The organism is Pedobacter jamesrossensis, from assembly GCF_042650905.1.
Classification (GTDB): domain Bacteria; phylum Bacteroidota; class Bacteroidia; order Sphingobacteriales; family Sphingobacteriaceae; genus Pedobacter; species Pedobacter jamesrossensis.
In genome coordinates this window covers 13532-38010 of the sequence record NZ_JBHSBY010000035.1, presented here as the reverse complement: position 1 = coordinate 38010, position 24479 = coordinate 13532, and the positions used below count along the sequence as shown (strand labels likewise).

Sequence of the window (24479 nt, the reverse complement as noted above, 5' to 3'; positions counted from 1 at the left end):
ATAATCCTTCGCTCGGGATAGCTTCTTAGGGTAACACAGTTGAAACTATATGCTAACGCAGATCATCCCGTATTGAACTTTTAGTATGAAAGCCCTAAAATTATTTCTGCCTTTATGATGTTCCCACCCAGATCAGTCTCCTTCCTGGGCATTATTAATTTCCTGTGAACCGTAAGTGAATAGAAGATTTTCGGTCGGAGTTTCGCCCCGTATAATAAAACCATCGATCCAGTCTTTCACTCTTGGCACGGTCAGTTTAGAAAACCAGAACCCTCTGGGCATCGCTATAACGATTGGCCCGTCATTACACCTTCCGTTGCATAAGGTTTTAGTGGTGTGGATAGTTTCACCGATTCCGGCCTCCTCAATTAACTTTCTAATTTCGACAATGGATTCTTCTGAGCCTTTCGACTTGCAGCTCCCTCCATTGCACATAAATAAATGCGTTTTAACAATTGTCAAATCTTTAATTGCCATGTTTTTCCCTCCCGGCACGATGAATACCATATATGATGTAGGCATAAAAAATGCTCATAAGAACAAAAAAAGCTATCCCAATTCCAGTCAAAACTGATTCCTGAAGCTCAATTTCAGGGAATACATGTGATAAAAATTTGTAGCTCCCAACAACTAGTGAAATGTAAACGATTATCCAACCAAGCTTTCTGCGGTAATTCAGAACAGATGAATCTCTTTGAGAGGTGAGCATGAGTGAAAATAATATTCTGCTGTCAAGTGTATCTGTGGTAATCATGCCTATTGAAAATGCGATCCCGAGGATGAGTGCATACCAAATGGTCATTTGTGATGTTGCAGCATAAGCCCAGGCAGTAGCTTGGGTGTTGGTATCAAAAACCATGGCGAACAGCGCTCCTATAAAGATAATGGCGAAGGGATTGGAGCTGTTTTTTATACTTGAAGGAATAAAAAAGTATTTTAGCCCATGAGGCTTATATACAGTTTTTTGAGTTAGCATCCTTAAATTCATCAACCCAACCAATATCAAAACTGCTCCAGGTACCCATTCCATGAATTTCCACAAGCCATCCGGCAACCGGGTCGAATGGCCGATATAGCCAATACTGGTCATCACCAAGGTCACTATAAACCCGTGGCCGATAGCAAAGAGCGTGCCTGTCCATTTGGCCAGCTTAGGCTTGGAAACGGTATATCTCACACTTATTCCGTCGATTATAGCGATGTGGTCAGGGTCAAATCCATGCCGAAGTCCCAACATGATCATCAACATGACTGCCGAATATTCCATTACAGCGTCATATTAATACGCGCTTCAACTTCTTTTGACTTTACAGCAATCTCATCTGGCGAGATCATACCTTTTTGAAGCAGGCAATTCGATGCAGAAACGATCCACTTTTCATAGTAGCTAAGTTTTGAAGCCATTTCGGAACCCAGATTTTCAGTTCCCCTGCGCTTTTCCTCTGTATTGACAACTTTGTGATAATCCAGAACGTCTAAAAGCGCATGGCATCTTTTTTCCCAAGGAAAAAGTGCTCGTTCATATATCTCAATTTTATCATCTGAGCAACCTGTTCCCCCAAAATCGTTAGGCAAGTGCTTTACTAAATTCTCTGTTGACATATTTTTTACTTGAATTATTTAAATTGAACAAATAGACACCCCAATCATGGTATCTCTGGTAACGATCGCTTCAAGTTGTTCATCGCTGAAGTTTTCTGTTCCAGCTGGCCGTAGTGGGAGTACCATGTATCTCTGGTTTGCTGTTGAATCATTAATGATAACCTGAATATCATCGGGAATTATGGTGCCGAATTCTGCAAGAACAGCTCTTGGTTCTTTTATAGCTCTTGACCTATACTGCTTGCTTTTATACCAGTCAGGCGGTAGTCCAAGTACCGCACGTGGATAACACGAACAAAGCGTGCAAACAATCATGTGATGAACTGATGGTGTATCTTCCAATACGGTGAATGCGGTATCGTCATATATAGTTATACCCATTTCTTCCGCTGCTGTATTTCCATTTGCGAGAAGCCTTTTTTTAAACTCCGGATCCTTCCATGCTTTTACTACAAGTTTTGAACCGAGCACCGGCGAGCGTGAATCCAAAACCTCTATTTGCTTTCTTACATCCTCACTTCCGATTATCCCTTTTTCGATTAAGAGTTCTCTGATGGTGATTTCTAAAATTTCATAATAGCCCGGTTGTTCATCCTCTTGTATAGGGCTGTGGTCATGGGGATGATTGTGGTGGTTATCCATATCTTTTGTTTAAACTTTTTCCAACCAATTTTCAAAAATTTCTATTTCCAGTTTATCTGCTGGTTCTCCAACATAATCTGGCCAGACCATGCCCTGATCAAAAGATACCATATAGTACCAAAGCTTATTTCCGGCATTTTTTCCAAAAGCCTCCTGCTCAGGGTTAATATATTTGCCCAGATTTCTTACGACCTGGCCTTCTTTTCCTCTTATATACATGGGTACCCTGTAGTGCCCTATCGGAAATTTGGATGCTACTTTAACCCGACTGCCAATTTCTAATGGCGAAGGGTGATGCTCAACTGTTTTGATCATTGGACTTAAGAAGTTTTGTGAACTGATAATTCGGAAATAGCAAACAACGAACCCAAAAATAAAATACTGTCTATCAGACTATTGCATCTAATATCCAGTTATTATTAGACACGGCATTTCGCTGACTGACTGCATATAATTGAAATATCACTAACCGCTGCAGCATTTAGAAACGGATGAACTTGAAACAAGCTGGGGGATTAGCGGAATTATTGATTACTCCGAGCTCCATAGATCTATATAAAGTGTCGGTTCCTTTTTAAACTGAGCGTTTACGAAAGGGCATAACGGTTTTACTTTAAGCTCGTTTTTTCTGGCAAATTCAATCATGCAATCTATGAGTTCGCCAGCGTATCCTTTCCCTTTCTTTCCTTCAGTAACATGTGTCCGATGTACGGTGAGGGTTTTGTTATCCACGCTAATATCCATCCCGCCCACCTTATTACCGTCCTCATAAAAATTGAAAGCCTGTTCACCAGCCCTTTCGGATTCATACTTTATCTCATTCATAGCTATTTAGTTTTTACTGAGGTTAAGCAAACGAGCGCACTTTTTAATCAACTTTACTCACCTTTCCCCATTAAGTTCAGATGAGAAGCTCACCTATCCTTTTTTATATAAACGTTACTATCGTTTGCAAATCAAGTGCCGAAGGGCCAAATACATGCCCCAGGAAAAGCATCAGTGATGCGTAGAGAAAAAAACATGAAAATTGCAATTAGTCAATACGATCAAGTTTACCCCCCGAATTGATTAATATCAATTGATTTGTTATGAAATATCAATTTTCTTTATTGAATAACCATTTAGATTTGAATAAATAATACTTAATACAATGAAACATATTTTTAATACCGGAAACTTGAAGGAAATTTTCTTTATATCCTTCTTGATAGCGATGCTCCAGTTTAAAGTCGAAGCACAAGAGCAAAAGCCCGATTCTAAACAGCTTGTTTTAAATATCAAATTTAAAGCAAGTCCCGAAAATTCAGAAAAGTTTAGAAAGGTTTTGCTCGATCTATTTGACACCATCAGCAACGAACCGAATTTCGTGGAAGCCAAAGTTTATCAGGAGCTTGGTAAGCCTGGGGAATTTCTTGTAAATGAAACATGGAACGATAATATCGAACATTTCTTAACAGTTCAAATGAAAAAGCCCTATGCTTTGGAGTATGAGAAAAAACTGAAAGAACTCAACGTAGATAGAAGTCCTGCGGCTTACAAGGTACTAGGCTCCTATAAAAAGAAAAGATAGAAATCGTACTTTCTGGGAAAGATCACTAAATATTGGAAAGTAATATTCTGAATTGGATAAATATAAATTTTGGCTAGTTTTGCCATGTGTCCGACTCGTTTTACATTTATCTGCAGGATAAGATCGCTTTATCTCTTGACGACTATAAAATCATCCAGAGGGTTTCCAGAATAAGAAAGCTCAGGAAGGGTCAATATCTGTTGCAGGAAGGAGAACTGTGTAATTTTGTTGCCTTTGTCACGCAAGGTTGCTTGCGCAACTACCGCGTTGATGAAAAAGGCGAGGAACATATTGTATACTTTGCCACCGAGAATTATTGGAGTGGCGACCGGGAGAGTTACATGCTCCAGGAGCCATCCAACTATTATATTGACGCAGTTACGGATTCAGAAGTTATACAGATTACAAAGGACAACTTTGAGATGCTATGCACTGAAATCCCTAAACTTGGAGAGTTGGTGAATGTGCTGATACAAAAATCCTTTATTGTTTCCCAAAACCGGATTCACTCCGCAATAAGCTTTACCGCAGAGGAAAAATATCTCGATTTTTTGAAGCGAAGACCGAAGCTGGCAACCCTGGTTCCCCAACATATGATTGCCTCATACTTGGGTATGACTCCTGAAACCCTTAGCCGTATAAGAAATACAACTAAGAAAAAGAGAAGCTAGCTGAAGGGAAAAATAGAATTCATCCATCAGCACTTTCAATCCTGCGCCAACTTCGGCACAGATTTTTCAATGTAATAGTTTAGTATGAACGCATGCTAATATGATAAACGAAGTGAAAACCGCAAAAGAATTGCTTTTGGATTATATGGAGCATATCGGAAATCCTGAGATTGCGCTAGAATTATTTTCACCAGAAGCGGTTATCGAACTACCCTTTCTCAATAGCCTGGGAATGCCCTGGCAATGGAAGGGAAAAAACGCCATTGATGTGTTTCTCAAGGGCATTCCGAACTTATTCCCTGAATTTAAATTTGCAAACGTAAACATATACATCGACACACCTAATCAAGTGTTCGCAGAATATGATGTTATAGGCAGCGTAACGGCAACAAAGTTGCCCTACTATCAGACTTATGCGGGAAGACTTGTTGCTGATAATGGAAAGATACTCTTGCTCCGGGAATCTTTGGATATGATCCGCGTTATCAAAAGTATGTTCCCAGAGGTCGCCTCTCAGCTGCCAATAAATGACCAGTAGTTTACTCTGGGATTTATACAGGTCACATTATTGAGCGATAATACAGTTTACACTTTCCAATCAGCTAATCCAAATGTACCCTTGACTTAACAGGAGTTGGTATGGCGGTTAATTAAATAATGGAGTTGAGTTTTTGCACGGACTATTGATATATAAAGTGCTTAGTATTTTTTGACGAAATAGAGATTTAAAAAAATCAATATTGGCACTAAAATTTTAAAATATAACAGGTTTAGCCGTTTAGGCTAAATATTTATTGATCAGTAATATTTACACAAACATTAAATAAGAAAATTATGATACTAGTCACTGGCGCTACCGGCGGCCTTGGTCAAGCTACTCTAGAGTCGCTGATAAAATTGAGCCCAAAATCCAACATCTGGGGAATGACACACAGAATAGAACGTTCAACTGACCTCATAAAGAGAGGCATCAATATTCGCAAAGGCAACTACCTGGATTTCGAGTCGTTGCTAACCGCTTTCGAAGGCGTTCAAACATTGATACTGATATCTGCGCCTGCTTTCTCCGACCGTATTTTACAACAGTCTAACGCAATCAAAGCGGCAGTTGCCTGTGGTGTTAAGAAAATAATTTACACCAGTATTCAACAAAAGCCTGAAAGTCATTTCCTGTTGCCAGAAGTCACCGAAGCGGAAATTGCGACCAAGAAGTTAATAAGAGAATCTGGAATTGACTACACAATTGTCAACAACAATCTTTACGCGGAATCACTTACCTTTTTTTTAGGCTCCAATGTGCTGGCTGATGGTGTTTCCATTCCAACCGGAAATGGTAGGACAGCTTTTGTATCAAGAGACGAACTTGGTGAAGGGCTTGCCGCACTTGCAATTTCAGAACTTTATAATAATCAAGAAATAACGTTTTCAAATGTCAGGAACTGGTCGGGTGAGGATATTGCCAAAATACTTTCGAATCTGCACGGAGAAAAAGTTCCATTCTTAAATTTCAATAGAGAAAACTATATTCAGGCAATGCTTAAAATAGGCTTACCATTGCAGGCTGCCACCTTTAGTGCAGATTGGTCTGATGCGATTCAGAATGGGGAGCTGGAAGCTTGTGATCCTACCCTCGCTACACTGATTGGACGGGAACCATTATCTTTAGAGAAATTTCTTTATAAATATTATGCTTGATTCCAGCGGCTATAGATAGCTTCCCTTAGAACTAAGCAGGAAGACGATATTAATTTTCAAATGGTAAATTAATGCCTTAAACGAACAGATGGAAAAAATCATAGTTAGAAGATATTTAAAATGGGAAGAAACCCAGATTCGTGATTTTGTTCTTGGCATACAAAATGGAGAGTTTGGCTTGGGCTTTCTACCTGAAGAGCAACCTGATCTTTTGGATCTGAACAAGTTCTACAGTTCTGGAGGATTTTGGATTGCTACGGCTGAAGCTAAGATTTATGGTACGATTGGCTTTCAAAAAATAGATGACCGCAATGGGGTGCTCAGGAAGATGTTCGTGGCAAAGGATTTTAGGGGATCAGAAGTGGGGATCGCACAGAAACTTTTCGACAAGCTCAAAGAGTTCGCATTAGAAACGGGTATGGAATTTGTTTTCCTCGACACCCCATCGATCGCAGTGGCATCTCACAGATTTTATGTTAGAAATGGATTTATTGAACTACCAATAGGATCTACCCTTCCCAAAGGCTATTCATACCCTGACCGAAACTCTAAAATTTTTATGCTAAAGTTATAATACCATTCCTTGATTGCTAAAACAGCAATATTTTTCAACCAGCACCTTTCCAAAAATTATTTGAAAAGTTTTTGGCAAGTGTTTTCAATGTAAGCGAATACAACAGAACCGAGAAAGAACTGATGCTCATTATTTGGGTTGCTTTCATTTTCAAGCCCATATTTTTTTTAACTGCATTACATTTTCCAATATTTAGTATGTTAGTGTTATGCCTGCGCCATAGCCCATATCACTATCATAATGAGTGGATAAGGAAAAATACTTAGTTACAACGAATCTCAGTCCAGCCATATATTCTTTATCCGTATTAACCATAAAATTCATTCTCAATCTCTTGGAGAGCGGAATATCCTCCCGGATAAGCTGAAACCTCACATTTCCAGTATGATCAATAGAGGCATCTGCTATAATCAGCATTGGAAGAGTATACTGAAAACCGACGTGGAAAACTTGTCTGAAATTTTTTGAGTTCTCCTGTCCAAAGATATTATCCATTGGATCTCTGGACTGCCCAAAGATATTTTTTTCTTCCGGGTCTACGGTTCGCCTTCGGAAATCCCAACCCACATAAGGAAAAAACCATTGCATTTTTCCGATATACCTACCAAAATGGCTCTCGGATTCCCAACCGTCTATTTTATTGAATCCAACTCGCCATTCGGTGGAAAAGCGGTACCTGGTGTTGGCCAGCACCACTGAGCCATCACTACCACTGCTCTCTATCCCTACTCTTGCCATGGTATGGATCATTTTATCGTCAGCTTTGAGTTTTTTGTAAGATTGTTCAGGATTTGGAATCTCTGGATTTGGTGGGGAATTTTCATAGCTGAACACTCTTCCCATACCGCTCATCATGTGATAGAGGATATGACAATGGAAAAACCAGTCTCCACTTTCGGATGCAGCAAATTCTATGGTATCCCGTTCCATTGGCAAAATATCCAATACTGTTTTTAGCGGAGCAAATTCTTTCTGACCATTTAAAACCCTAAAAAAATGCCCATGTAAGTGCATAGGATGCCTCATCATAGTATTATTAAACAATGCAATACGTATGTTTTCTCCCTTCTTAATCAGAATTTTGTCTGTTTCGGAAACAGCTTTATTATTTATCGTCCAGACGTAACGGTTCATATTGCCCGTGAGTTCAAAATTCATTGTTCTAGTAGGCCAATCAGGCAGAGAAGTATTTTTGAGCGCCTTTAACATCGTGTAGTTTAGGGTTACTGTTTTGGATGTCTGGTTGCCCATGTCCATTCCCGCCATGGAGGAATTAGCACTCATCTGGCTTCCTACCATTTTAATATTGGCCATCTTATCTGCCGATATTTCAGGATACATCACCTTATTCATATCCATCAACTGATAACTCATTTTCATCTCCTTCATACTCCCGTTCATACCCATCATGCCGTTCATCATGGCCATGCCTTTAAAATAATTCAATGGCGGGAGGCGTTTCATTGGCATTTCCATACCCTCGCCCAGCCATAATGACGTAGAGGACGTCCGATCTTCCGAGGTTGCTAGAAATTCATATTTCATATTTTTCGGAATGGTTACTACGATATCATAGGTTTCTGAAACACCGATGATAAGCCTATCGACTTCTACGGGGCGCACGTCCTGCCCATCATTAGCGACCACTGTTATTTTACCGCCAGCAAAAGCCAGCCAGAAATAAGTCGAAGCACTTCCGTTGATTATCCTTAATCTTATTTTATCATTTTGCTTTAAATCAGGTATCACCTGAAAAGGTTTCCCGTTAATCAGAAATTTCTCATAATAAACATCGCTCACATCCATAGCGGCTATTCTTTTCCACTCGTTATTAATTTTTGTACTGAAATGCCCAGATCTCAATGCCTCGGCATAACTTTGGGTACTTCCTTTTTTAATGGCAAACCAATCACTTTGATTATGAAGGCTGCGCTGCACCTCTTTTGGTTTCATGTCAGTCCAATCACTTAGCAATACAGTAAATTCCTTCTGCCGTTCTGGCTCTCGTTTGCGAATAATAAAAGCGCCATGCATACCGCTTTGCTCCTGTAACTTGGTGTGGCTATGGTACCAGTAAGTACCATTCTGAATTAATGGAAATACAAACTTATGGATTGTTCCCGCAGCTATTGGGCTTGTGGTGAGATAAGGTACGCCGTCATACTGATTGGGTAGGCGTAATCCATGCCAGTGGATGGATGTTTCAGTCTTGAGTTCATTGTGGACGTAAATTTCTGCTGTATCCCCTTCTGTGAACTGTAATGTGGGAGCGGGTATACCACCATTTATCGCTATAGCATTCCGTCTTTTTCCAGTATAATTAACCACTGTGTCTCTAACATAAAGATCATAACGGACAGTTTTTCCAGAAAGTTTGACACCCTCATTCTTGGTGGTTATAATACCCCCATCGGGAAATGGCCTGCTTCTCTGTCCAAATAAGCTGAGCGAAACAGTCAAAAACAACAACAATAGTATAGCGCTAATTCTTTCCATAATCTTTAACTTTTATTCTTTCAACTGCGCAAAATGGAATACTAAATTTATTTGATCACCTGATCAACTTCGGCTATCGCTTTTTCCATTGCAGATTCCTTTACCCCATCGATATTAAGTCCCTCCACACGCAGAGTTGTAATATCTTCTATTCCAAGAAATCCAAGAATGACCCTTAAGTAGGGTTCCGTAAAATCGAAACTTTTATATGCTCCTTGGGAATAGATACCTCCCGAGGCAATTGCTAAGTAGACTTTTTTGTTTTTTATAAGACCTTTCGGCCCTTCTGCTGTGTAAACGAAGGTAATGCCCGCTCGGGCGATATGGTCGATCCAGGCTTTTAGGGTTGAATGGATTCCGAAATTGTACATTGGTACACCAATAACAATAATGTCTGCGTCGTTGATTTCAGAGATTGCATCCTCAGAATGTTTAATTGCAACAAGCTGATCAGCCGTCCTTTCTTCGGCGGGCGTGAAAAATGAGTTCAGGTGCACTTCCTCAAGATGGGGAAATGGTTTGTCCGTCAAATTTTTCACAACCACAGCGTCGACGGCGTTGACTGATTTTAATTTTTCAATAATGGCGTTTCCTAGTTTTATACTAAAGGAAGAATTCCCGCGAGGGCTAGAGATGAGATGTAATACTTTCATTTGATACCGATTATTATGTTTGAGAATGCGATTTTACATTCACAAACCAATACTCCAAACTCGAACCAAAATCAAAAGACTAATAATCAACTAATTAATAATATTTAAATCAAAAATTTGGCTTGAGATTTCGTCTTTTAGCCCATTATTAATGAAATAGCGATATTTAGGGCAGTACGCAGGCATTCATTTATCAGAATTTTACGGTATTAAATCTTGAACAAATAGGTATTGTCTTTACAAACCAGATTTTTCTAAACTCAGAAAAGCAAGTGACTCTGATGAGCTTTATAAACTCATCACAGGATTAAGCGGACATTAGCGGGTCTGGTTTAAACGTTATAGATATTTTAGTTCCTCCCGAATTCTCAAATTTTATATCAGCCTCAAGATCTTCACTAAGACCTTTCATTAATCTAAGCCCGAGTGATTGCAGGGTATCATTGACAATGGCCATGTCTATACCCACCCCGTTATCCGAAATTATTAATTTTATCTCTTTCTCGTCCTGTTTCATTATAACTTTGATTGTTCCCTTGCTATCGTCTGTAAAAGCATATTTGAAAGAATTCGTTATCGCTTCATTTACGATTAGTGAAATTGGAATCGCCTGGGATATGCCAAGTTTAACATGGTCAATATCAAGGCTGAACGTTAACTTATTTTGCATTCCGAAACTATCTTTGAGATAACCAATAAGTTCGGGCAGGTACGAAGACATATCGACAGTTTTTATATCGTCGGTTTGATAGAGTTTTTGGTGTATTAAGGACATGGCATAGATACGATGTTCACTACTTTCAATTGCCTCAAGCGCATCTCCCTTGAGATAGGCAGCCTGAGATTCAAGTAGGCAGATCACGGTATGAAGGTTATTTTTGACACGATGGTGAACCTCCCTTAAAAGCCATTCTTTTTCCTTTAACAAACGCTCCAAAAGTTCATTTTTTTGGGTTATGAGAATATTGTTCTCCAGGGTGATTGCGTTGATATGTTGTTTGTGTCTAAACTGTCTTACCATCAGCAAAACAATAATCAATAAAACCGCTATACCTGCTATAGTTACGTTGCGTACCAAATTAGCCTTTTGCAGCCTCATTTGTTGCAACATGTTTTTCTGTTTAAGCAAAACGATATTGTGATCTTTATTCCTTATTTCACTTTCCTTTTGTTCAGTTTCATATTGAATTTCAAGCTGTTTGATTTGTTTACTTTTTGATTCATTAAAAAGTGAATCGCTAATTTTTCTGAAGGATAGCAGATTATTGATTGCCTGTTTGTAATTCCCTTTAACAGAATCCAATTTAAAGGACTGGTAATATGTTTCTCTAATCTTGAAGGGATCTTTTAGTCTTTGAGCAATTGACTTTGTTTTTTTTAAATAGTAATCTGCAAGTTTGTAATTATGAGTGAAGGTATAATATCTTGTCAGTTCGTGACTAATATTACTGGTGGTGGTAACCTCATCCATACCAAAGAATTTTAACTTAAGCAGTATTTCAGCGTATTTTTTAGCTTTATCAAATTCCTTTAAATTATTGTATGTGCGAAGATAACATAATGGAAGAAGAAAGGGATCTTTACTGTTTAAAGAAGCAGGGTTTTCTTTTTCGATCTGTTTAATCATTACAAGGGCATTTCGGTAGTCAGCCAATTTATTATAGCTATCAACAATATTCATCAAAAGTAGGGCAATAGCACCTTCATCGTGATTCAGTTTGGCAATATTTAACGCCTTTTTAAAAAATGGTATTCCATTTTTTCTCTCAGACAGTACCCCATAAGTCACTCCAATAATATTATAAATTTGACACATCTGCATTGATTGATCATTTAGACGCTCAGCAGTACGTTGAGCAAGTAACAGATTAGATAATGCTTTATGATAATTACCAGCTTCGTAGTAAAGGGCTCCGAAAAGGGTATATACACCTTGTAATTTTTTGTAACCAATCGATTTATAAGTATCAAGTGATAATTGCACTAAGTGCATCGCTTTTTCGGATTGAAAAACACTACTATAAAGCTCTGCCAAATCCTTTAACATAAAGGCTTTCAACTCCAGGTATCTGGTGCCTTCAAGCGAGAAAATCGCACGCTCCAGTAATTTTATTTTTGCTTTTCTTTCCAAACCCTGCAAGTCGTCGCTATATTGCGCCAGTTCAAAATAAGAAAGCGCAAGATGATACTTATCGTTTGTACCATTTAATTGAGACAGCGCCTTTTCGGCAGATATTTTACCATCCTGGCGTTGACCCTTTTCTCTGAATAAGTGCGATTTCACTAAATTTAGGTATCCGGAATATTCCGGATTGCGGAGTGGCAAAATTTTCTGGGCTAAATTAATATAACCGGCTGCACTGTCCATATCGGACTTCTCCGATCCAGGCTTTAGTATATTATACATCGCCAGTCTGAGATAGCCATCAAATTTCTTTGGATCGGCCATTTGTCCGCCAATGCTGTCGCGTAGACCGTCAGCCTGTTTTGTGGTCAGGTTATTGGTAATATTCTGGCTATAAGATTTAATCACCAGGCAGCTGAAAATGAGGGCGAGAATTAGAGTTTTTTTCAAGGTTAGAATCTTTTAGTATTGGTTGAATTAGTTTTATAAAGTAAGCTGGCCTAGCCTAGTTTTACATGTCACTAATTTTTTATCATTTAGTATCGAAGACGTTTACTCTACTGATTTTACAAAACACGTAGAAAAACCATTCCACTCAAATAGCATTTGATTATCAACTACTTGTATTTTACCCCTTAGAGATTAACAGCTTGATATCGCATTTCCGGAATGAATTATTGAAATAGCAATAATTTATAAAAAAAATGTAGTCACCATGAACCATTCAAGCACTGAATGCACGCCCCCATTCGTCAGTCAATTTAAAAAATTACGGACTAGTACAGCCAAAAAATTTCTCCCATTGTGATAAAACTTACCATTCTTTATTCAATCAGACAGCCAATGAAGATAATCCTTAAAAAGTGTGAATCTTAGCTTACCGAACCGAATCGTTCTTATAAAATTTCCTCTACATTTTCTTTCGACACATACGGAATGGCACAAAATGCATTAAGGAATTCAGGAGTCTCAGTTCATCGCATTGAAATTCATCATGCCAACCAACGCTAAAAGAGTTTTCTTTAATTATCCATTGGCAGTAATCTTGAATTTTAAAGATCCTTTAAATTTTGGCACCCAGATAATGATATTTCAATACCAAAGAGTCATTTAGCGATATATTGATTGTGTAAAAATCATAGAATTAGTACAAACCACTAATTAACAAGCTATTAATTTCAGGAATTAATATTGACTATAAAAATTACGGTGATAATAAAAATGTGAGATTCAGAATTTTTAACATTCAACCAAAATAATTATTATGCAGAATTTTCAGAAGTAAAAGCGCTTTTGCAGGATTATAGATGGATACAAAAAATAAGAGATAGAAAGGAAGATGACCTAAAAAACTTCGATAAAGACAGTTTAAGTATTTTGTATTGATCCTTCACTTAGTTGCATTGTTCTTTGTTTTACAGATATTTTGAACCTCACAACAAATTAAATTTGAACTCCACAACAAAATACACAGAGGTTTAAAGACCTAATTTTGTATCACAAACAAAAGAATTATTATTCACATAAATACACATTCAAAAATGAAAAAATCAACATTAGTATTAGTAACAGGTGGAACCGGATTTGTGGGGATTCATACTGTTTTACAATTATTGCAACAGGGCTATAAGGTGAATACCACATTGCGTTCTTTTAGTCGAAAAGATGAAATTCTGAACACTTTAAGAGAAAGCGGTATTACAAACTTTGAAGACCTTACTTTTTTTGAAGCTAATTTAACAAGCGATACAGGTTGGGACGAAGCTGTTAAGGATTGTGATTATGTTTTACATATTGCTTCCCCGGTTCCTGCGATACAGCCCAAAGACGAGAATGACCTCATTATTCCTGCTCGTGATGGTGCTTTGAGAGTCTTGAAAGCGGCAAAAAAAGCAGGGGTAAGACGTGTTGTGCTCACATCTTCATTTGCGGCAGTTGGTTATAGTATTGACCCGAAAAACCATATTTTCACCGAAGAAGATTGGACAGATGAAAATGCGCCTATCGAACCATATATCAAATCAAAAGTGATTGCTGAAAAAGCAGCTTGGGATTTTATGAAAAGTGAAGGTGGCGATTTAGAACTTACCGTAATTAATCCAGTGGGAATCACCGGTCCCGTTATTGGAGGTATTTATCCAGTCGTTCAAGACTTGCTTAACTCCATTATCGAAGGTGTAGTTAAAGAAACACCTTTGTTTACTTTCGGAGCAGTCGATGTTAGAGATGTTGCAGACATTCATATTAAGGCAATGTTACATCCTGATGCAAACGGACAACGCTTTTTGGCTACAACAAGTGGTTCATTTGCCATCTATGATATTGCTGAACTTATCAAAAAAAGAACGTCCGGAAATGGCAAGTAAAATTGCAGATTTAAAACCCATTTCGAAAGATTTTTATGTAGAAATATCGTATAAAAAAGCTGAAGAAATACTAAATTGGCATCCACGAGGCAAGGAAGAAACACTCTTGGCAAGTATAGATAGTCTAAAATAGGTTATTTTTCTAATTTTGTTTACCATTATATTCATTAAGTGAAAGATAGCAATATACAATCCTGCCATTTAGGCCCAGAAATATCTCCAGAATCATTAATTCAGGAGCATTACTTTTTATACCTACTTAAGGGATCTATGAAAGCTTATGATGGTCACAAAAATTACGAAATAAACCCTGGAGATTGCTATCTGGCCAGAAAAAATCATTTGGTACGATATACAAAGTTAAAGGACAATGGATCTTTTGAAAAAATTATCATCACTTTTGATGAGCCATTTTTGCAAGAGTTTTTTCAGCGGCACGCCTACCGAGTTCAAGCTCCAAACAAACAGGATGCCTATCTTTCGATTGAACAAAATAAGCTGATTAAGAATTACATCCAATCCTTAGCGCCTTACTACTCTGGCGATCAGAAATTGGATGAAACATTTGCAACTATCAAAAGGGAAGAACTACTGCTCATCCTACTGAAGTCGGAACCTGATCTGGCGAATATATTCTTCAACTTCGGAATGCCACACAAGGTTGAGCTCGAAACTTACATGAACCGCAATTTTCGGTTCAATGTAAGTTTGAAAAGGTTTGCCTACCTAACCGGTAGAAGCCTATCTTCCTTTAAAAGAGATTTTCAAAAAACCTTCGGCGTACAGCCTGGGCAATGGCTTAAGAAGAAACGCCTTGAAGAGGCCTATTTTCAGATTTCCCAACAGCACCAGAAACCAAGTGTTGTATATCTTGAAGTAGGTTTTGAAGATTTTTCTCATTTTTCCTTTGCATTTAAAAAAGAATTTGGAAAGTCTCCCAGTACGCTAATTCCAATAGTGAGAACTTAAAAGCATATTATTAGATACAACAAAGCAGTTAACACAGTTGTCAATAAAGAAACTAGATCACCATTTGGAGAATTTAACAATCTGGTATCGGCAGAACCTCATGGAAATACGGTATTGAGGAATACGTAGAACCAAAAGTGATCACCTTATATTAATTTATCAGCCACCTCTGAAATTTTATTCGAAGGTGGCTTTTTTTAATTAACAGAATCTTTACCCACTCATTTCATCAGACTCATACTGGTAAAACCACCATCAGATAAAATTTCGGTACCAACAATGAAAGCTGAATCTTCAGATGCCAGAAACACGACAGCACTCCCAATATCAGCAGGCGACCCTTGCCTTCCTACTGGGGTAATATCTGCCCAATACTTTTTTACCTGCTCTATCTCCTCTGCAGGCACAAGTTTCCCAAAAACAGGTGTATCAATCGAACCAGGCGAAACCACGTTTACGCGGATTTTTCTCGACAACAAATCCAGAGACAACCCTTTGGCTAGATAAATAACAGCCGCTTTCGCTGCTCCATAAATCGCCATGCCCGGAGAGGCCAGGTGGGCGGCAGTTGAGCCGATGAGAATAATCGAAGCCCCGTCATTCATGTAGGGCAATGCTTTCTGAACGGTGAAGTAAACGCTCTTTAAATTAAGATTCATCCAGGCGTCGTAATTTTCTTCCGTAACAGTATCTATAGTACCCATTGCATGACCATCTACAGCGCCTCCCGCATTGACAACCAGGGCGTCAATTTTACCATACTTTTCATTGGTTTTCCTGAAGATGTTTGCTAAATCAGCTATACTGGTGACATCTCCCTTAATACCTAAAAAATTTCCGCCCAGAAGTTGGGTAGCCTGATTTAGAGTGTCGAGATTTCGTCCAGTAACAGTACCAACCGCCCCTTCGTTCTTAAATGATTCCGCAATGCCATAGCCAATGCCGCTATTACCTCCTGTAATGACAGTCACTTTATTTTTTAACCTGTTCATAGTTATATTTTTAAACTTTTTATAGCTTGAAAAATGGTTTTCCAATTATTAATCAATGAAATTTCAATGCCAGCACCTAATAAACTTAACAACAACTGGTTAGAAACAAGCTGAGAATTTCAGTTGAACGAAATAACGCCAAGGCACAGCGGGAATTGATATAACAATAAAATTAATGTCCCTTCTCTTGAACAGATGCAGAAATTGCTGGATTACCATCCTATAAGCTCGCAGCTATTCCAAAAGACTTTCGTGGGATTTCGTTAGCACGTGGCCAGATCACGAGATAACAAAGCTAAGCAAAGCACCCAATTATGCTAACATACAGATTATCAAGGCTAAATGTATTGGCAGCTAAATTGAGTTTAGTAAGATTGTGCACCATTATCTGGTCATTGTTAAACTTAATAATTAAGGAAACAATTTTTGTGATTTCGTTCCGCCCACAAAATAGTTAGTAAAAATTTACCTGTAGGCGTAATCATGCTGATAGAACATAGAAACAAAACTTTTATAATTCACATAAACCATAGAAAAAATGTCAAAAAAGGTAGCAGAACAATTGGTGGAGATGTTAGTCAAAGCTGGCGTTAAAAGAATATATGCCGTGACTGGAGATAGTTTAAATGAACTTAATGACGCCGTTAGAAAAAATGCGGCTATAACATGGATACATGTCCGACATGAGGAAGCTGGAGCATTCGCCGCCTCAGCTGAGGCGGAGCTCAATGGAATTGGCTGTTGCGCTGGGAGCAGTGGTCCAGGTCATGTGCACTTACTGAACGGACTTTATGAGGCGCAGCGGTCAGGTTTGCCTGTAATAGCAATTACGGCAACCTGTGCCACTTCAGAATTCGGGACGGGCTTCTTTCAAGAAACCAATACAACCAAATTATTTGATGACTGCAGCGTGTACAACCAGATTGTAATGACCCCGACACAGTTGCCAAGAATGGCACAGGCGGCAATTCAGCATGCAATGCACGCCAGAGGGGTCGCAGTAATCGGGCTACCTGGCGATGTTGCGGCGCAGCAGGCAATAGAAAATCCTGTTGAACGTGGCTTTTATTTCCCACAAGCATCTATCCTTCCGATGCAAAAAGAACTGCATTCAATGGCGGCATTGATAAACAGATATCCCAAGATTTGTATTTTTTGCGGTATAGGCGCATCAGATGCGAACGAAGAAGTGATAAATCTTGCGGCGAAACTAAAAGCGCCGGTCGGTTATTCTTTCAGAGGTAAAATGGCCATTCAGAAAGAGAATCCATACGAGGTGGGTATGACCGGGTTATTGGGATTACCCTCCGCCTATCACAGTATGCATGAGAGTGATTTAATTCTTTTGCTTGGTACAGACTTTCCGTATACCAATTTTTTACCAAAGGATAAAATCGTGATTCAGGTGGATGTGAAACCCGAGCATCTGGGACGGAGAGTCAAACTGGACTTGGGGATTTATGGGGATGTTAAGAGTACTGTAATTGCCTTGATTTCATTGCTCAAAAAGAAAACAGACAGTTCATTTTTAGATGCGCAATTACATATCTATACAAAAGTAAAAGAACACCTTAATTCATACGTAACAGACAAAGGAAAATATGATCAAATCCATCCAGAGGCGGTTGCTTTCGAACTGGACCGACTGGCTAACGAAAATGCCATTTTCACTGTTGATACCGGGATGTGCTGTGTATGGGGAGCAAGGTATGTTCATGCCAAAGGAAACAGGAAGATGCTCGGGTCTTTCATTCATGGATCAATGGCAAATGCTATGCCTCAGGCAATTGGAGCAGCACTGAGCTATCCTGATAGTCAGGTTATCGCCTTCTGTGGTGATGGGGGCTTATCAATGTTGCTTGGTGATCTGGCGACCATTAAACAATATGATCTGCCCATTATGATCGTGGTTTTTAATAACCGTTCGCTGGGTATGGTGAAACTGGAAATGGAGGTCCAGGGGTTAATGGACACACAAACCGATATGTCAAATCCAGACTTTGCAATGGTTGCGGAGGCAATGGGTATAAAAGGAGTGAGCATACATGATCCCGAAGACCTGGAGTCTCTGCTTAGGGAAGCATTTTTATGTAGGGGCCCAGTGCTTATCAACGTTTTTACTGATCCTAATGCGCTAGCAATGCCACCCAAGATCGATCTCAAAATGATGGAAGGTATGGCGCTTTCCATGACCAAACTGATGCTCGGAGGGAAATTTGAAGAGGTACTGGATACTGTAAGCAGCAATTACAGACATTTAAAAGAAATTTTAGATTAATAGAAATATTATCAAAAGAAGATGAAAAACAACACATCATCCACAATGCTGGAGGGAGCCAAAAGGGGGTTTATTATTGCTTGGGTCTTAGGGCTTGTATTCTACTTTTTAGAATATGTGGCAAGGTCATCTCCCGCGGTCATGATTCCGCAACTTTCAGATAATTTTAAGATCAGCACCCTTATGGTCAGTACCGTGCTTGGTACTTATTATTATACTTATTCGGTAACGAGTTTAATTGCAGGAATCTGCCTGGACAGATTTGGAGGGAGGTACCCAATTTCTTTAGGCACGCTGACACTATCCGCTGGATGCTTGATTTTTGCCTCTCACAGCTTATTTCTAGGGGATTTGGGTCGACTCCTCCAGGGTGCAGGATCCGCTTTTGCATTTACGGGTTGCGTTTATCTGGCGGCGCATGGATTTTCGTCAAAATATCTTGCTACAGCGATAGGATTTACCCAGTGCATGGGCATGCTTGGAGGATCTGTTGGCCAGTTTGCAGTTGGCAAGCTCGTTCACGGAGGACTAAGTATTGGTATTTTCTGGCTAGCGATGGGTATTATATGTGCAATAGTTGGTTTAATGATGTTTTTTGTAATACCGAAAGAGCAGATAAATACCGAAAACCGAGGAGAACTCAAAAATATATTTATTCCCTATAAAATTGTTTTTAGCAACACTCAGAGTTATCTGAGTGGATTGATCTCAGGCCTTTTATTTGCGCCCACAACCATTTTCGCAATGACCTGGGGGGTGGCTTTTTTCCAACAAGATCGCCACTACACTTATTCCTCCGCCGTACTGGTCTGCTCTATGGTTCCGTTGGGTTGGGTAGTCGGATGTCCGCTTCTGGGTTGGATCTCCGATCTGAAAGGCAAAAGAAAGCCAGTTATTTCCGTTGGGATATTAATTATGATGATGAGTTTTTCGCAGCTTATCTATGTACCCACATTAATGCCTGCAGTAATTTCTATGTTAATTTTTGGAATCGCATCCGGTGCTGCAATGCTGCCTTATTCGATTATAAAGGAAGCCAATCCCGACCACGTTAAAGGAAGCGCAACCGGAGGAATCAATTTTTTAACCTTTGGCATTACCGCTATCCTTGGGCCTACATTTGGAAAATTATACGGTAAAACTTTGGAAACCGTTACCGACCACGAAACCCATTTTACGCAAGCCGGAAATTTCATGCTTTTGGTAATGGGTGCAGCGTTAATCGCTAGCCTAATCATCAGGGAGACAGGGCAAAAAAGGCTTATAAAACCTCATGTGTTCAGAGGCTGATCAAAAAAGTTTAAATCATATGCATCATGATAGATACAAAAAAAATGTTCCTGTTTATTTTTATCTTAACAGCTCCTATAGAACTGCTTGCTCAGGGAGGTTCTTCAGAATATAAGGATGGTATGACCTTAAAATTTGATAGTGCGGGAAAAAAATATATCCGCATTCTGACCTGGGGGAATTTCTGGGCTCGATATACAAATGCAAACCCTGGTACCTCGATCGGCGGGTTCGAAAAAAAGAACTGGACTGATTTTAGTTTAAGGCAGTTCCGCTTGCTTACCTATAGCCAATTAAGTCCCCGCTATCTGATTTTGGCAGACATCGGTATTGATAACCAATCCTTTTCGAGCGGAGGTTCTGCAGGGGGCGGTAATTCTGGAAATGGAGGAGATAACTTCAGTGGAACATTGGGAAAAAAGCCGATGATTTATCTACACGAGCTTTGGAATGAGTATACTATTTTGCCAGATAAAGATTACAAAACTGGGAGTCAGAAAAATTTTTCACTCTACATTGGAACCGGATTACATTACTGGATGGGTATTAGCAGAATGAGTACGGCCAGTTCGGCTAACTATCTTGCTGTTGATGTCCCTATTTATAACTGGCCATTAGTAGACGCTTCGGATCAATTCGGACGACAGCTCGGCATTTACTTAAAAGGAAATCTGGATAGAATGAGTTACCGCTGGGCAGTTAACAAACCTTTTTCAGTAAGAAATCCAAGTGCTGATTTCCCTAATGGCTCCAGTGAATACCAATATGCAGTAGATAATAATGCTGATGGAAACCTGTCTACAACAGGCTATTTTAGCTGGCAGTTTCTCGAAAAGGAAAACAATATGCTCCCCTATACTACTGGGACATATGTTGGCACTAAAAAGGTGTTTAACATCGGGGCTGGGTATTATTTTCAGCACAATGGTACAACGACGCAGCAAAGCGGTATTGCAGGCGCACCACTGATTAACCACAATATCAGATTATTTTCAGCAGATATCTTCGCAGATATTCCATTCGGTCCAAAATCAAAAAACTGGGCAGTCACTTCTTACACGGCCTATTACAATTACAATTTTGGTCCGAAATATTTAAGGAATGGCTCAATCATAAATGAAAATGTAAGCAGAGCTGCTAACTATACTGGCGAAGTTTCTCAGGCTGGTTTTGGTAATCTGGCACCATTGATTGGTACAGGTAACATTTTCTTTTCTCAGGCTGGAATACTGCTTCCAAAAAGAACGCAGGCTCCTGGTGAGATGAGAGTTCAGGTATTCGGTGAATTTAGTTTACAAAAATTTGAGCGTTTTAATAATGCTCCATTGACATATTATAGTGCTGGTTGTAATTTGTTCTTGGACGGCCATCATGCGAAAGTTTCCTTTAAGTATCAAACCAGGCCTATTATAATCACTGACCGTCAGAACGGCTCCAAGGGAAGTTACATCATCTCTACTCAGGTTTATCTTTAAACAGATTTTTTTTAAATAAAATTAAATCCCACAAAAAATCATGAAAAACTCATTCAATGCTATTTATCTGGGTGGACCAACGGTGATCCTTGAAATTGAGGGCCTACGTTTCATGAGTGATCCAACACTGGATCCTAAAGGAACCTCGTTTAAAATAAGTGAGAAAGTTGCCGAAACGAAACTGACGGGACCAGCGATTGAAGATCCCGGAAAAATAGATGTTGTACTACTCAGCCATGACCAGCATCATGATAATTTGGACGATTTGGGCAAAAAATTTCTTGAATCGGCTGTCCTCACACTGACTACAAAATCAGGCACCAAAAGATTAGGCGGAAAAACTGCAGGCCTGGCTCCATGGGAGAAGTATGTTATAAAGACTCCAAGCGGCAAAGAAATCGAAATTACCGCAACCCCAGCCAGACATGGTCCTGCGGGAAGTGAAAAGATAACCGGCGAGGTTATAGGATTTCTGATCGGCATACACGGCGATAACGCTCCTTTCATCTACCTTACAGGTGATACTGTCTTCTATCATGGCATTCAAGAAGTTGCAGAGAAAGCTTCTCCTGATTATATTTTTATTTTCGCCGGTGCAGCAAGGCCAAGAGGGCCTTTTAACGTTACCATGGGTTCAAACGACGCCATTGATACGGCTATCGCATTTGAAAAATCTAAAATTATTCCTTTGCATTACGAGGGATGGTCTCATTATACAGAAGGTGGGGAGGTTTTAAAAGAAGCTTTCGCAATACTTGGAATCGAAAAGAGGCTTTTACTTCTTGAGCTTGGGATTAGCACCTTGCTAAAATAATAACGATAAATTCAGTAGGGATATTAATAAGGGTTATCAACTCTCAAAAATAACTATAGAAACTTGGCAGAAAACCTTGTTTCTGGGTAAAAGTAATTCCATTAAAATGATTATTAATCTTAGTCTATATCTATTAAATACCGAGTTATTGCTTGATATAAGTCAATTGTTTTTTTATCATTTGTCAATTTTCAGCTCATCAAATAGGTATAAATTTACACTATAAATAAGAGTTCAATAACAGTTTCCCATCCCATTTGGTTTATAGTTGAGCGCTCTTAGTATAACTAGAAAGTTTAATTTATAAATCATGAGCACAAAAAAAGCGTTAATTGTAAAAGCTAACGAACGAGGAGTTTTTGGAAACGAATCTTTCAAAATCCAATCAGTATTTAGCAACGGTAGACCTGGGACTGGGCGACCTGAAAACTTTGGGTCTTTGATTGTCTTTAACGATGATATTGTAAGTCCCGAGGGATTTCTTGGCCTGCATCCGCATCAAAATCTTGAGGTGATCGCAATTGTATTAGAGGGTAGTGAATTTCAAAAAGATGATAAGAATACAGATCTAGAACTTAAACAAGATGATGTTCAAGTAATCAGCAGTGGAAGCGGAATAAGACATTCTTCGGGCAACCCTTCAAAGGAAAGCCATGCTAGAAACCTTCAGATTTGGTTCCAACCAGCAATAAAAAATACGGTTCCCAATACGCAGACTAAATCCAATAAGCCTTCGAATAAAAGAAATGAATGGGATCTCCAGATTTCACCTGATGAGCAAAAAGATTCATTAAAATTATTGCAGGAAGCATGGTTATCTAAAGGAAGGTTCGACGCATATACAGTAATGGGCTACGATCTGTACCAGTCTGGAAATGGTGTGATGGTATATGTGATTGATGGAAAGATTGAGGTAGAAGAAAACATTCTTGAGGCTCAGGATACGATATTCCTATTCAAACCAGCGGACTTAAAGTTGACTATCCTTGAGGATTCACATATCCAGTTAATAGAAACATTTGTTGAATAAAATAAATTTTAACATCTCTTGATGTTAAAATCCAGAATAAAATATAAAGAAATACAATGAATAATAAACTATTTTCAGAATTCACCTTGGGGAGCCTGACGTTAAAAAATCGAATAGTCATGGCGCCAATGACAAGGGGTCGCGCCACCAATTCCAGACTTTTGGCAAATGAAGTTATGGCTACTTATTATAAACAACGTGCGACAGCTGGTTTAATCATTACCGAAGGCTGTTGGATCAGTGAGGATGCTATCGGATACATCAATGTACCAGGAATTTACAATGACGAGCAAGTTGAGGCGTGGAAACCAGTAGTTGATGCAGTACATCAGCAAGGAGGAAAAATATTTCTTCAGATTGCACACGTAGGGGCAGTGTCTCATCCAGATCACATTAATGGTAAACAGCCAATTGGTCCATCAGCAATCAATCCTGAGGAGAAAACGTTTACCATTGATAGCTTTAAGGATACGCCTGTTCCGCGTGAAATGACATTAGAGGATATCAGGAATACTATTGAGGATTATCGAAAAGCTAGCCTAAATGCAAAGCTTGCCGGTTTTGATGGGGTCGAAATACATGGTGGCTATATCTATCTAATTCCAGAGTTTTTAAGTTCAGAGACAAATCAGCGCAGTGATGCATATGGAGGTTCAGCAAAAAACAGGTGCAGATTTGTTTTAGAGGTATTGGCGGGGGCGGTGAGTGTTTGGGGGCCGGGAAAGGTAGGGTTAAAAATTAGTCCAGCTACCATTTCTGGAAAGCTAAGACCTAACGCTGATACTGAACCGACTTACCGATATTTAGCTGAAGAGCTTAATAAACTAAATCTTGCTTACCTTCATGTTTGGGGACCTACTGGGCCAGTGGAGGGTACATATGCAGCACCTTATAAAGATATAGCAACATATTTCCGCCCGCTTTACAACGGCGTACTTATGGCCGGAGGAGGATTTGATCATCACAATGGGGAACAACTGTTAAATTCACAAAATGCTGATCTTGTAGCTTACGGCATGCCCTTCGTGGCAAATCCAGATTTGGTAGAGCGTTTTCAAAAAGATGCCGAACTGGCGCTTCCGAACGTCGAATTGCTATATACAGGAGATTTTAGAGGGTATACCGATTACCCAACTTTAGAAGATCTGGCTGAAGAGCACAATTAATCAAAATCAAAAAGGCTGATTGCACTAGTATCAGCCTTACTAAAGAACATCGGAAATATAAATTTGTGATA

General features: G+C 39.2%; 24 protein-coding genes. 14 read left to right on the top strand and 10 right to left on the bottom strand.

Annotated elements, in window-relative coordinates; all coding sequences use genetic code 11:
• Window positions 1-132: 132 nt before the first annotated feature.
• From ACFOUY_RS07765 to ACFOUY_RS07740, 6 genes are all read right to left on the bottom strand, one after another.
• Complete coding sequence (locus tag ACFOUY_RS07765; protein ID WP_378959924.1) at window positions 133-522, bottom strand: (2Fe-2S) ferredoxin domain-containing protein; 390 nt, start codon at window positions 520-522, stop codon at window positions 133-135.
• Window positions 467-1267 carry a HoxN/HupN/NixA family nickel/cobalt transporter gene (locus ACFOUY_RS07760; protein ID WP_378959923.1) on the bottom strand — a complete coding sequence of 267 codons (801 nt, stop codon included), beginning with the start codon at window positions 1265-1267 and terminating at the stop codon, window positions 467-469. The genes ACFOUY_RS07765 and ACFOUY_RS07760 overlap by 56 nt, the downstream gene beginning before the upstream one ends.
• Window positions 1267-1602, bottom strand: coding sequence for a hypothetical protein (locus ACFOUY_RS07755; protein WP_378959922.1), 336 nt, complete (start codon window positions 1600-1602; stop codon window positions 1267-1269). Before ACFOUY_RS07755 ends, ACFOUY_RS07760 begins: the two co-directional genes overlap by 1 nt.
• 18 nt (window positions 1603-1620) lie before the next feature.
• On the bottom strand, window positions 1621-2244 hold the full coding sequence (locus tag ACFOUY_RS07750; protein ID WP_378959921.1) for a nitrile hydratase subunit alpha: 624 nt from the start codon (window positions 2242-2244) through the stop codon (window positions 1621-1623).
• A 9-nt stretch (window positions 2245-2253) separates the two neighbouring features.
• The gene (locus ACFOUY_RS07745) at window positions 2254-2559 is read right to left on the bottom strand and encodes an SH3-like domain-containing protein (RefSeq protein WP_378959920.1); all 306 of its coding nucleotides are present in this window, start codon (window positions 2557-2559) and stop codon (window positions 2254-2256) included.
• A 216-nt stretch (window positions 2560-2775) separates the two neighbouring features.
• Window positions 2776-3069, bottom strand: coding sequence for a GNAT family N-acetyltransferase (locus ACFOUY_RS07740; protein ID WP_378959919.1), 294 nt, complete (start codon window positions 3067-3069; stop codon window positions 2776-2778).
• Window positions 3070-3394: 325 nt separating this feature from the next.
• Between ACFOUY_RS07740 and ACFOUY_RS07735 the strand changes: the two genes are divergently transcribed.
• The 5 genes from ACFOUY_RS07735 (at window position 3395) to ACFOUY_RS07715 (ending at window position 6754) form a co-directional block, all read left to right on the top strand.
• On the top strand, window positions 3395-3814 hold the full coding sequence (locus ACFOUY_RS07735) for a putative quinol monooxygenase (RefSeq protein WP_378959918.1): 420 nt from the start codon (window positions 3395-3397) through the stop codon (window positions 3812-3814).
• Between the two features lie 86 nt (window positions 3815-3900).
• Complete coding sequence (locus ACFOUY_RS07730) at window positions 3901-4485, top strand: Crp/Fnr family transcriptional regulator (protein ID WP_378959917.1); 585 nt, start codon at window positions 3901-3903, stop codon at window positions 4483-4485.
• Between the two features lie 100 nt (window positions 4486-4585).
• The gene (locus ACFOUY_RS07725) at window positions 4586-5023 is read left to right on the top strand and encodes a nuclear transport factor 2 family protein (protein ID WP_378959916.1); all 438 of its coding nucleotides are present in this window, start codon (window positions 4586-4588) and stop codon (window positions 5021-5023) included.
• A 296-nt stretch (window positions 5024-5319) separates the two neighbouring features.
• A complete protein-coding gene (locus ACFOUY_RS07720; RefSeq protein ID WP_378959915.1) occupies window positions 5320-6180 on the top strand; it encodes an NmrA family NAD(P)-binding protein in 861 nt (286 codons plus the stop codon).
• An 88-nt stretch (window positions 6181-6268) separates the two neighbouring features.
• Window positions 6269-6754 (top strand): GNAT family N-acetyltransferase, encoded by a 486-nt coding sequence (locus ACFOUY_RS07715; protein ID WP_378959913.1) that lies wholly within the window; start codon window positions 6269-6271, stop codon window positions 6752-6754.
• 192 nt (window positions 6755-6946) lie between these two features.
• Here the strand turns inward: ACFOUY_RS07715 and ACFOUY_RS07710 are convergent, their stop codons facing one another.
• From ACFOUY_RS07710 to ACFOUY_RS07700, 3 genes are all read right to left on the bottom strand, one after another.
• A complete protein-coding gene (locus ACFOUY_RS07710; RefSeq protein ID WP_378959911.1) occupies window positions 6947-9250 on the bottom strand; it encodes a multicopper oxidase domain-containing protein in 2304 nt (767 codons plus the stop codon).
• Between the two features lie 47 nt (window positions 9251-9297).
• On the bottom strand, window positions 9298-9903 hold the full coding sequence (locus ACFOUY_RS07705; RefSeq protein ID WP_378959910.1) for an FMN-dependent NADH-azoreductase: 606 nt from the start codon (window positions 9901-9903) through the stop codon (window positions 9298-9300).
• A gap of 307 nt (window positions 9904-10210) precedes the next feature.
• On the bottom strand, window positions 10211-12478 hold the full coding sequence (locus ACFOUY_RS07700; protein ID WP_378959909.1) for a tetratricopeptide repeat-containing sensor histidine kinase: 2268 nt from the start codon (window positions 12476-12478) through the stop codon (window positions 10211-10213).
• Window positions 12479-13569: 1091 nt separating this feature from the next.
• Between ACFOUY_RS07700 and ACFOUY_RS07695 the strand changes: the two genes are divergently transcribed.
• From ACFOUY_RS07695 to ACFOUY_RS07685, 3 genes are read left to right on the top strand one after another with little or no spacing between them, the layout of a single operon-like run.
• Window positions 13570-14394, top strand: coding sequence for an SDR family oxidoreductase (locus ACFOUY_RS07695; protein ID WP_378959908.1), 825 nt, complete (start codon window positions 13570-13572; stop codon window positions 14392-14394).
• Complete coding sequence (locus ACFOUY_RS07690; RefSeq protein ID WP_378959907.1) at window positions 14384-14527, top strand: hypothetical protein; 144 nt, start codon at window positions 14384-14386, stop codon at window positions 14525-14527. The genes ACFOUY_RS07695 and ACFOUY_RS07690 overlap by 11 nt, the downstream gene beginning before the upstream one ends.
• 38 nt (window positions 14528-14565) lie before the next feature.
• The gene (locus ACFOUY_RS07685) at window positions 14566-15363 is read left to right on the top strand and encodes a helix-turn-helix domain-containing protein (protein WP_378959906.1); all 798 of its coding nucleotides are present in this window, start codon (window positions 14566-14568) and stop codon (window positions 15361-15363) included.
• 221 nt (window positions 15364-15584) lie between these two features.
• Here the strand turns inward: ACFOUY_RS07685 and ACFOUY_RS07680 are convergent, their stop codons facing one another.
• On the bottom strand, window positions 15585-16355 hold the full coding sequence (locus ACFOUY_RS07680) for an SDR family oxidoreductase (RefSeq protein WP_378959905.1): 771 nt from the start codon (window positions 16353-16355) through the stop codon (window positions 15585-15587).
• 538 nt (window positions 16356-16893) lie between these two features.
• Between ACFOUY_RS07680 and ACFOUY_RS07675 the strand changes: the two genes are divergently transcribed.
• The 6 genes from ACFOUY_RS07675 (at window position 16894) to ACFOUY_RS07650 (ending at window position 24408) form a co-directional block, all read left to right on the top strand.
• The gene (locus ACFOUY_RS07675) at window positions 16894-18633 is read left to right on the top strand and encodes a thiamine pyrophosphate-dependent enzyme (RefSeq protein ID WP_378959904.1); all 1740 of its coding nucleotides are present in this window, start codon (window positions 16894-16896) and stop codon (window positions 18631-18633) included.
• 21 nt (window positions 18634-18654) lie between these two features.
• Complete coding sequence (locus ACFOUY_RS07670; protein ID WP_378959903.1) at window positions 18655-19923, top strand: MFS transporter; 1269 nt, start codon at window positions 18655-18657, stop codon at window positions 19921-19923.
• A 26-nt stretch (window positions 19924-19949) separates the two neighbouring features.
• Window positions 19950-21398, top strand: a complete 1449-nt coding sequence (locus ACFOUY_RS07665; RefSeq protein WP_378959902.1) for a hypothetical protein — start codon at window positions 19950-19952, stop codon at window positions 21396-21398.
• A gap of 40 nt (window positions 21399-21438) precedes the next feature.
• A complete protein-coding gene (locus ACFOUY_RS07660) occupies window positions 21439-22212 on the top strand; it encodes an MBL fold metallo-hydrolase (protein ID WP_378959901.1) in 774 nt (257 codons plus the stop codon).
• Between the two features lie 310 nt (window positions 22213-22522).
• Window positions 22523-23242, top strand: a complete 720-nt coding sequence (locus ACFOUY_RS07655) for a pirin family protein (protein ID WP_378959900.1) — start codon at window positions 22523-22525, stop codon at window positions 23240-23242.
• A 56-nt stretch (window positions 23243-23298) separates the two neighbouring features.
• Window positions 23299-24408 (top strand): alkene reductase, encoded by a 1110-nt coding sequence (locus ACFOUY_RS07650; RefSeq protein WP_378959899.1) that lies wholly within the window; start codon window positions 23299-23301, stop codon window positions 24406-24408.
• Window positions 24409-24479 lie beyond the last annotated feature (71 nt).

Excerpts from the sequence above, each read along its gene's own strand:
- ACFOUY_RS07650 (WP_378959899.1), top strand. The coding sequence starts at position 23,299 with ATGAATAATAAACTATTTTCAGAATTCACCTTGGGGAGCCTGACGTTA.
- ACFOUY_RS07710 (WP_378959911.1), bottom strand. The coding sequence starts at position 9,250 with ATGGAAAGAATTAGCGCTATACTATTGTTGTTGTTTTTGACTGTTTCG.
- ACFOUY_RS07675 (WP_378959904.1), top strand. The coding sequence starts at position 16,894 with ATGTCAAAAAAGGTAGCAGAACAATTGGTGGAGATGTTAGTCAAAGCT.
- ACFOUY_RS07690 (WP_378959907.1), top strand. The coding sequence starts at position 14,384 with ATGGCAAGTAAAATTGCAGATTTAAAACCCATTTCGAAAGATTTTTAT.
- ACFOUY_RS07695 (WP_378959908.1), top strand. The coding sequence starts at position 13,570 with ATGAAAAAATCAACATTAGTATTAGTAACAGGTGGAACCGGATTTGTG.
- ACFOUY_RS07715 (WP_378959913.1), top strand. The coding sequence starts at position 6,269 with ATGGAAAAAATCATAGTTAGAAGATATTTAAAATGGGAAGAAACCCAG.
- ACFOUY_RS07745 (WP_378959920.1), bottom strand. The coding sequence starts at position 2,559 with ATGATCAAAACAGTTGAGCATCACCCTTCGCCATTAGAAATTGGCAGT.
- ACFOUY_RS07765 (WP_378959924.1), bottom strand. The coding sequence starts at position 522 with ATGCCTACATCATATATGGTATTCATCGTGCCGGGAGGGAAAAACATG.
- ACFOUY_RS07760 (WP_378959923.1), bottom strand. The coding sequence starts at position 1,267 with ATGGAATATTCGGCAGTCATGTTGATGATCATGTTGGGACTTCGGCAT.
- ACFOUY_RS07680 (WP_378959905.1), bottom strand. The coding sequence starts at position 16,355 with ATGAACAGGTTAAAAAATAAAGTGACTGTCATTACAGGAGGTAATAGC.
- ACFOUY_RS07655 (WP_378959900.1), top strand. The coding sequence starts at position 22,523 with ATGAGCACAAAAAAAGCGTTAATTGTAAAAGCTAACGAACGAGGAGTT.
- ACFOUY_RS07750 (WP_378959921.1), bottom strand. The coding sequence starts at position 2,244 with ATGGATAACCACCACAATCATCCCCATGACCACAGCCCTATACAAGAG.
- ACFOUY_RS07735 (WP_378959918.1), top strand. The coding sequence starts at position 3,395 with ATGAAACATATTTTTAATACCGGAAACTTGAAGGAAATTTTCTTTATA.
- ACFOUY_RS07740 (WP_378959919.1), bottom strand. The coding sequence starts at position 3,069 with ATGAATGAGATAAAGTATGAATCCGAAAGGGCTGGTGAACAGGCTTTC.
- ACFOUY_RS07660 (WP_378959901.1), top strand. The coding sequence starts at position 21,439 with ATGAAAAACTCATTCAATGCTATTTATCTGGGTGGACCAACGGTGATC.
- ACFOUY_RS07670 (WP_378959903.1), top strand. The coding sequence starts at position 18,655 with ATGAAAAACAACACATCATCCACAATGCTGGAGGGAGCCAAAAGGGGG.
- ACFOUY_RS07665 (WP_378959902.1), top strand. The coding sequence starts at position 19,950 with ATGATAGATACAAAAAAAATGTTCCTGTTTATTTTTATCTTAACAGCT.
- ACFOUY_RS07705 (WP_378959910.1), bottom strand. The coding sequence starts at position 9,903 with ATGAAAGTATTACATCTCATCTCTAGCCCTCGCGGGAATTCTTCCTTT.
- ACFOUY_RS07725 (WP_378959916.1), top strand. The coding sequence starts at position 4,586 with ATGATAAACGAAGTGAAAACCGCAAAAGAATTGCTTTTGGATTATATG.
- ACFOUY_RS07755 (WP_378959922.1), bottom strand. The coding sequence starts at position 1,602 with ATGTCAACAGAGAATTTAGTAAAGCACTTGCCTAACGATTTTGGGGGA.
- ACFOUY_RS07720 (WP_378959915.1), top strand. The coding sequence starts at position 5,320 with ATGATACTAGTCACTGGCGCTACCGGCGGCCTTGGTCAAGCTACTCTA.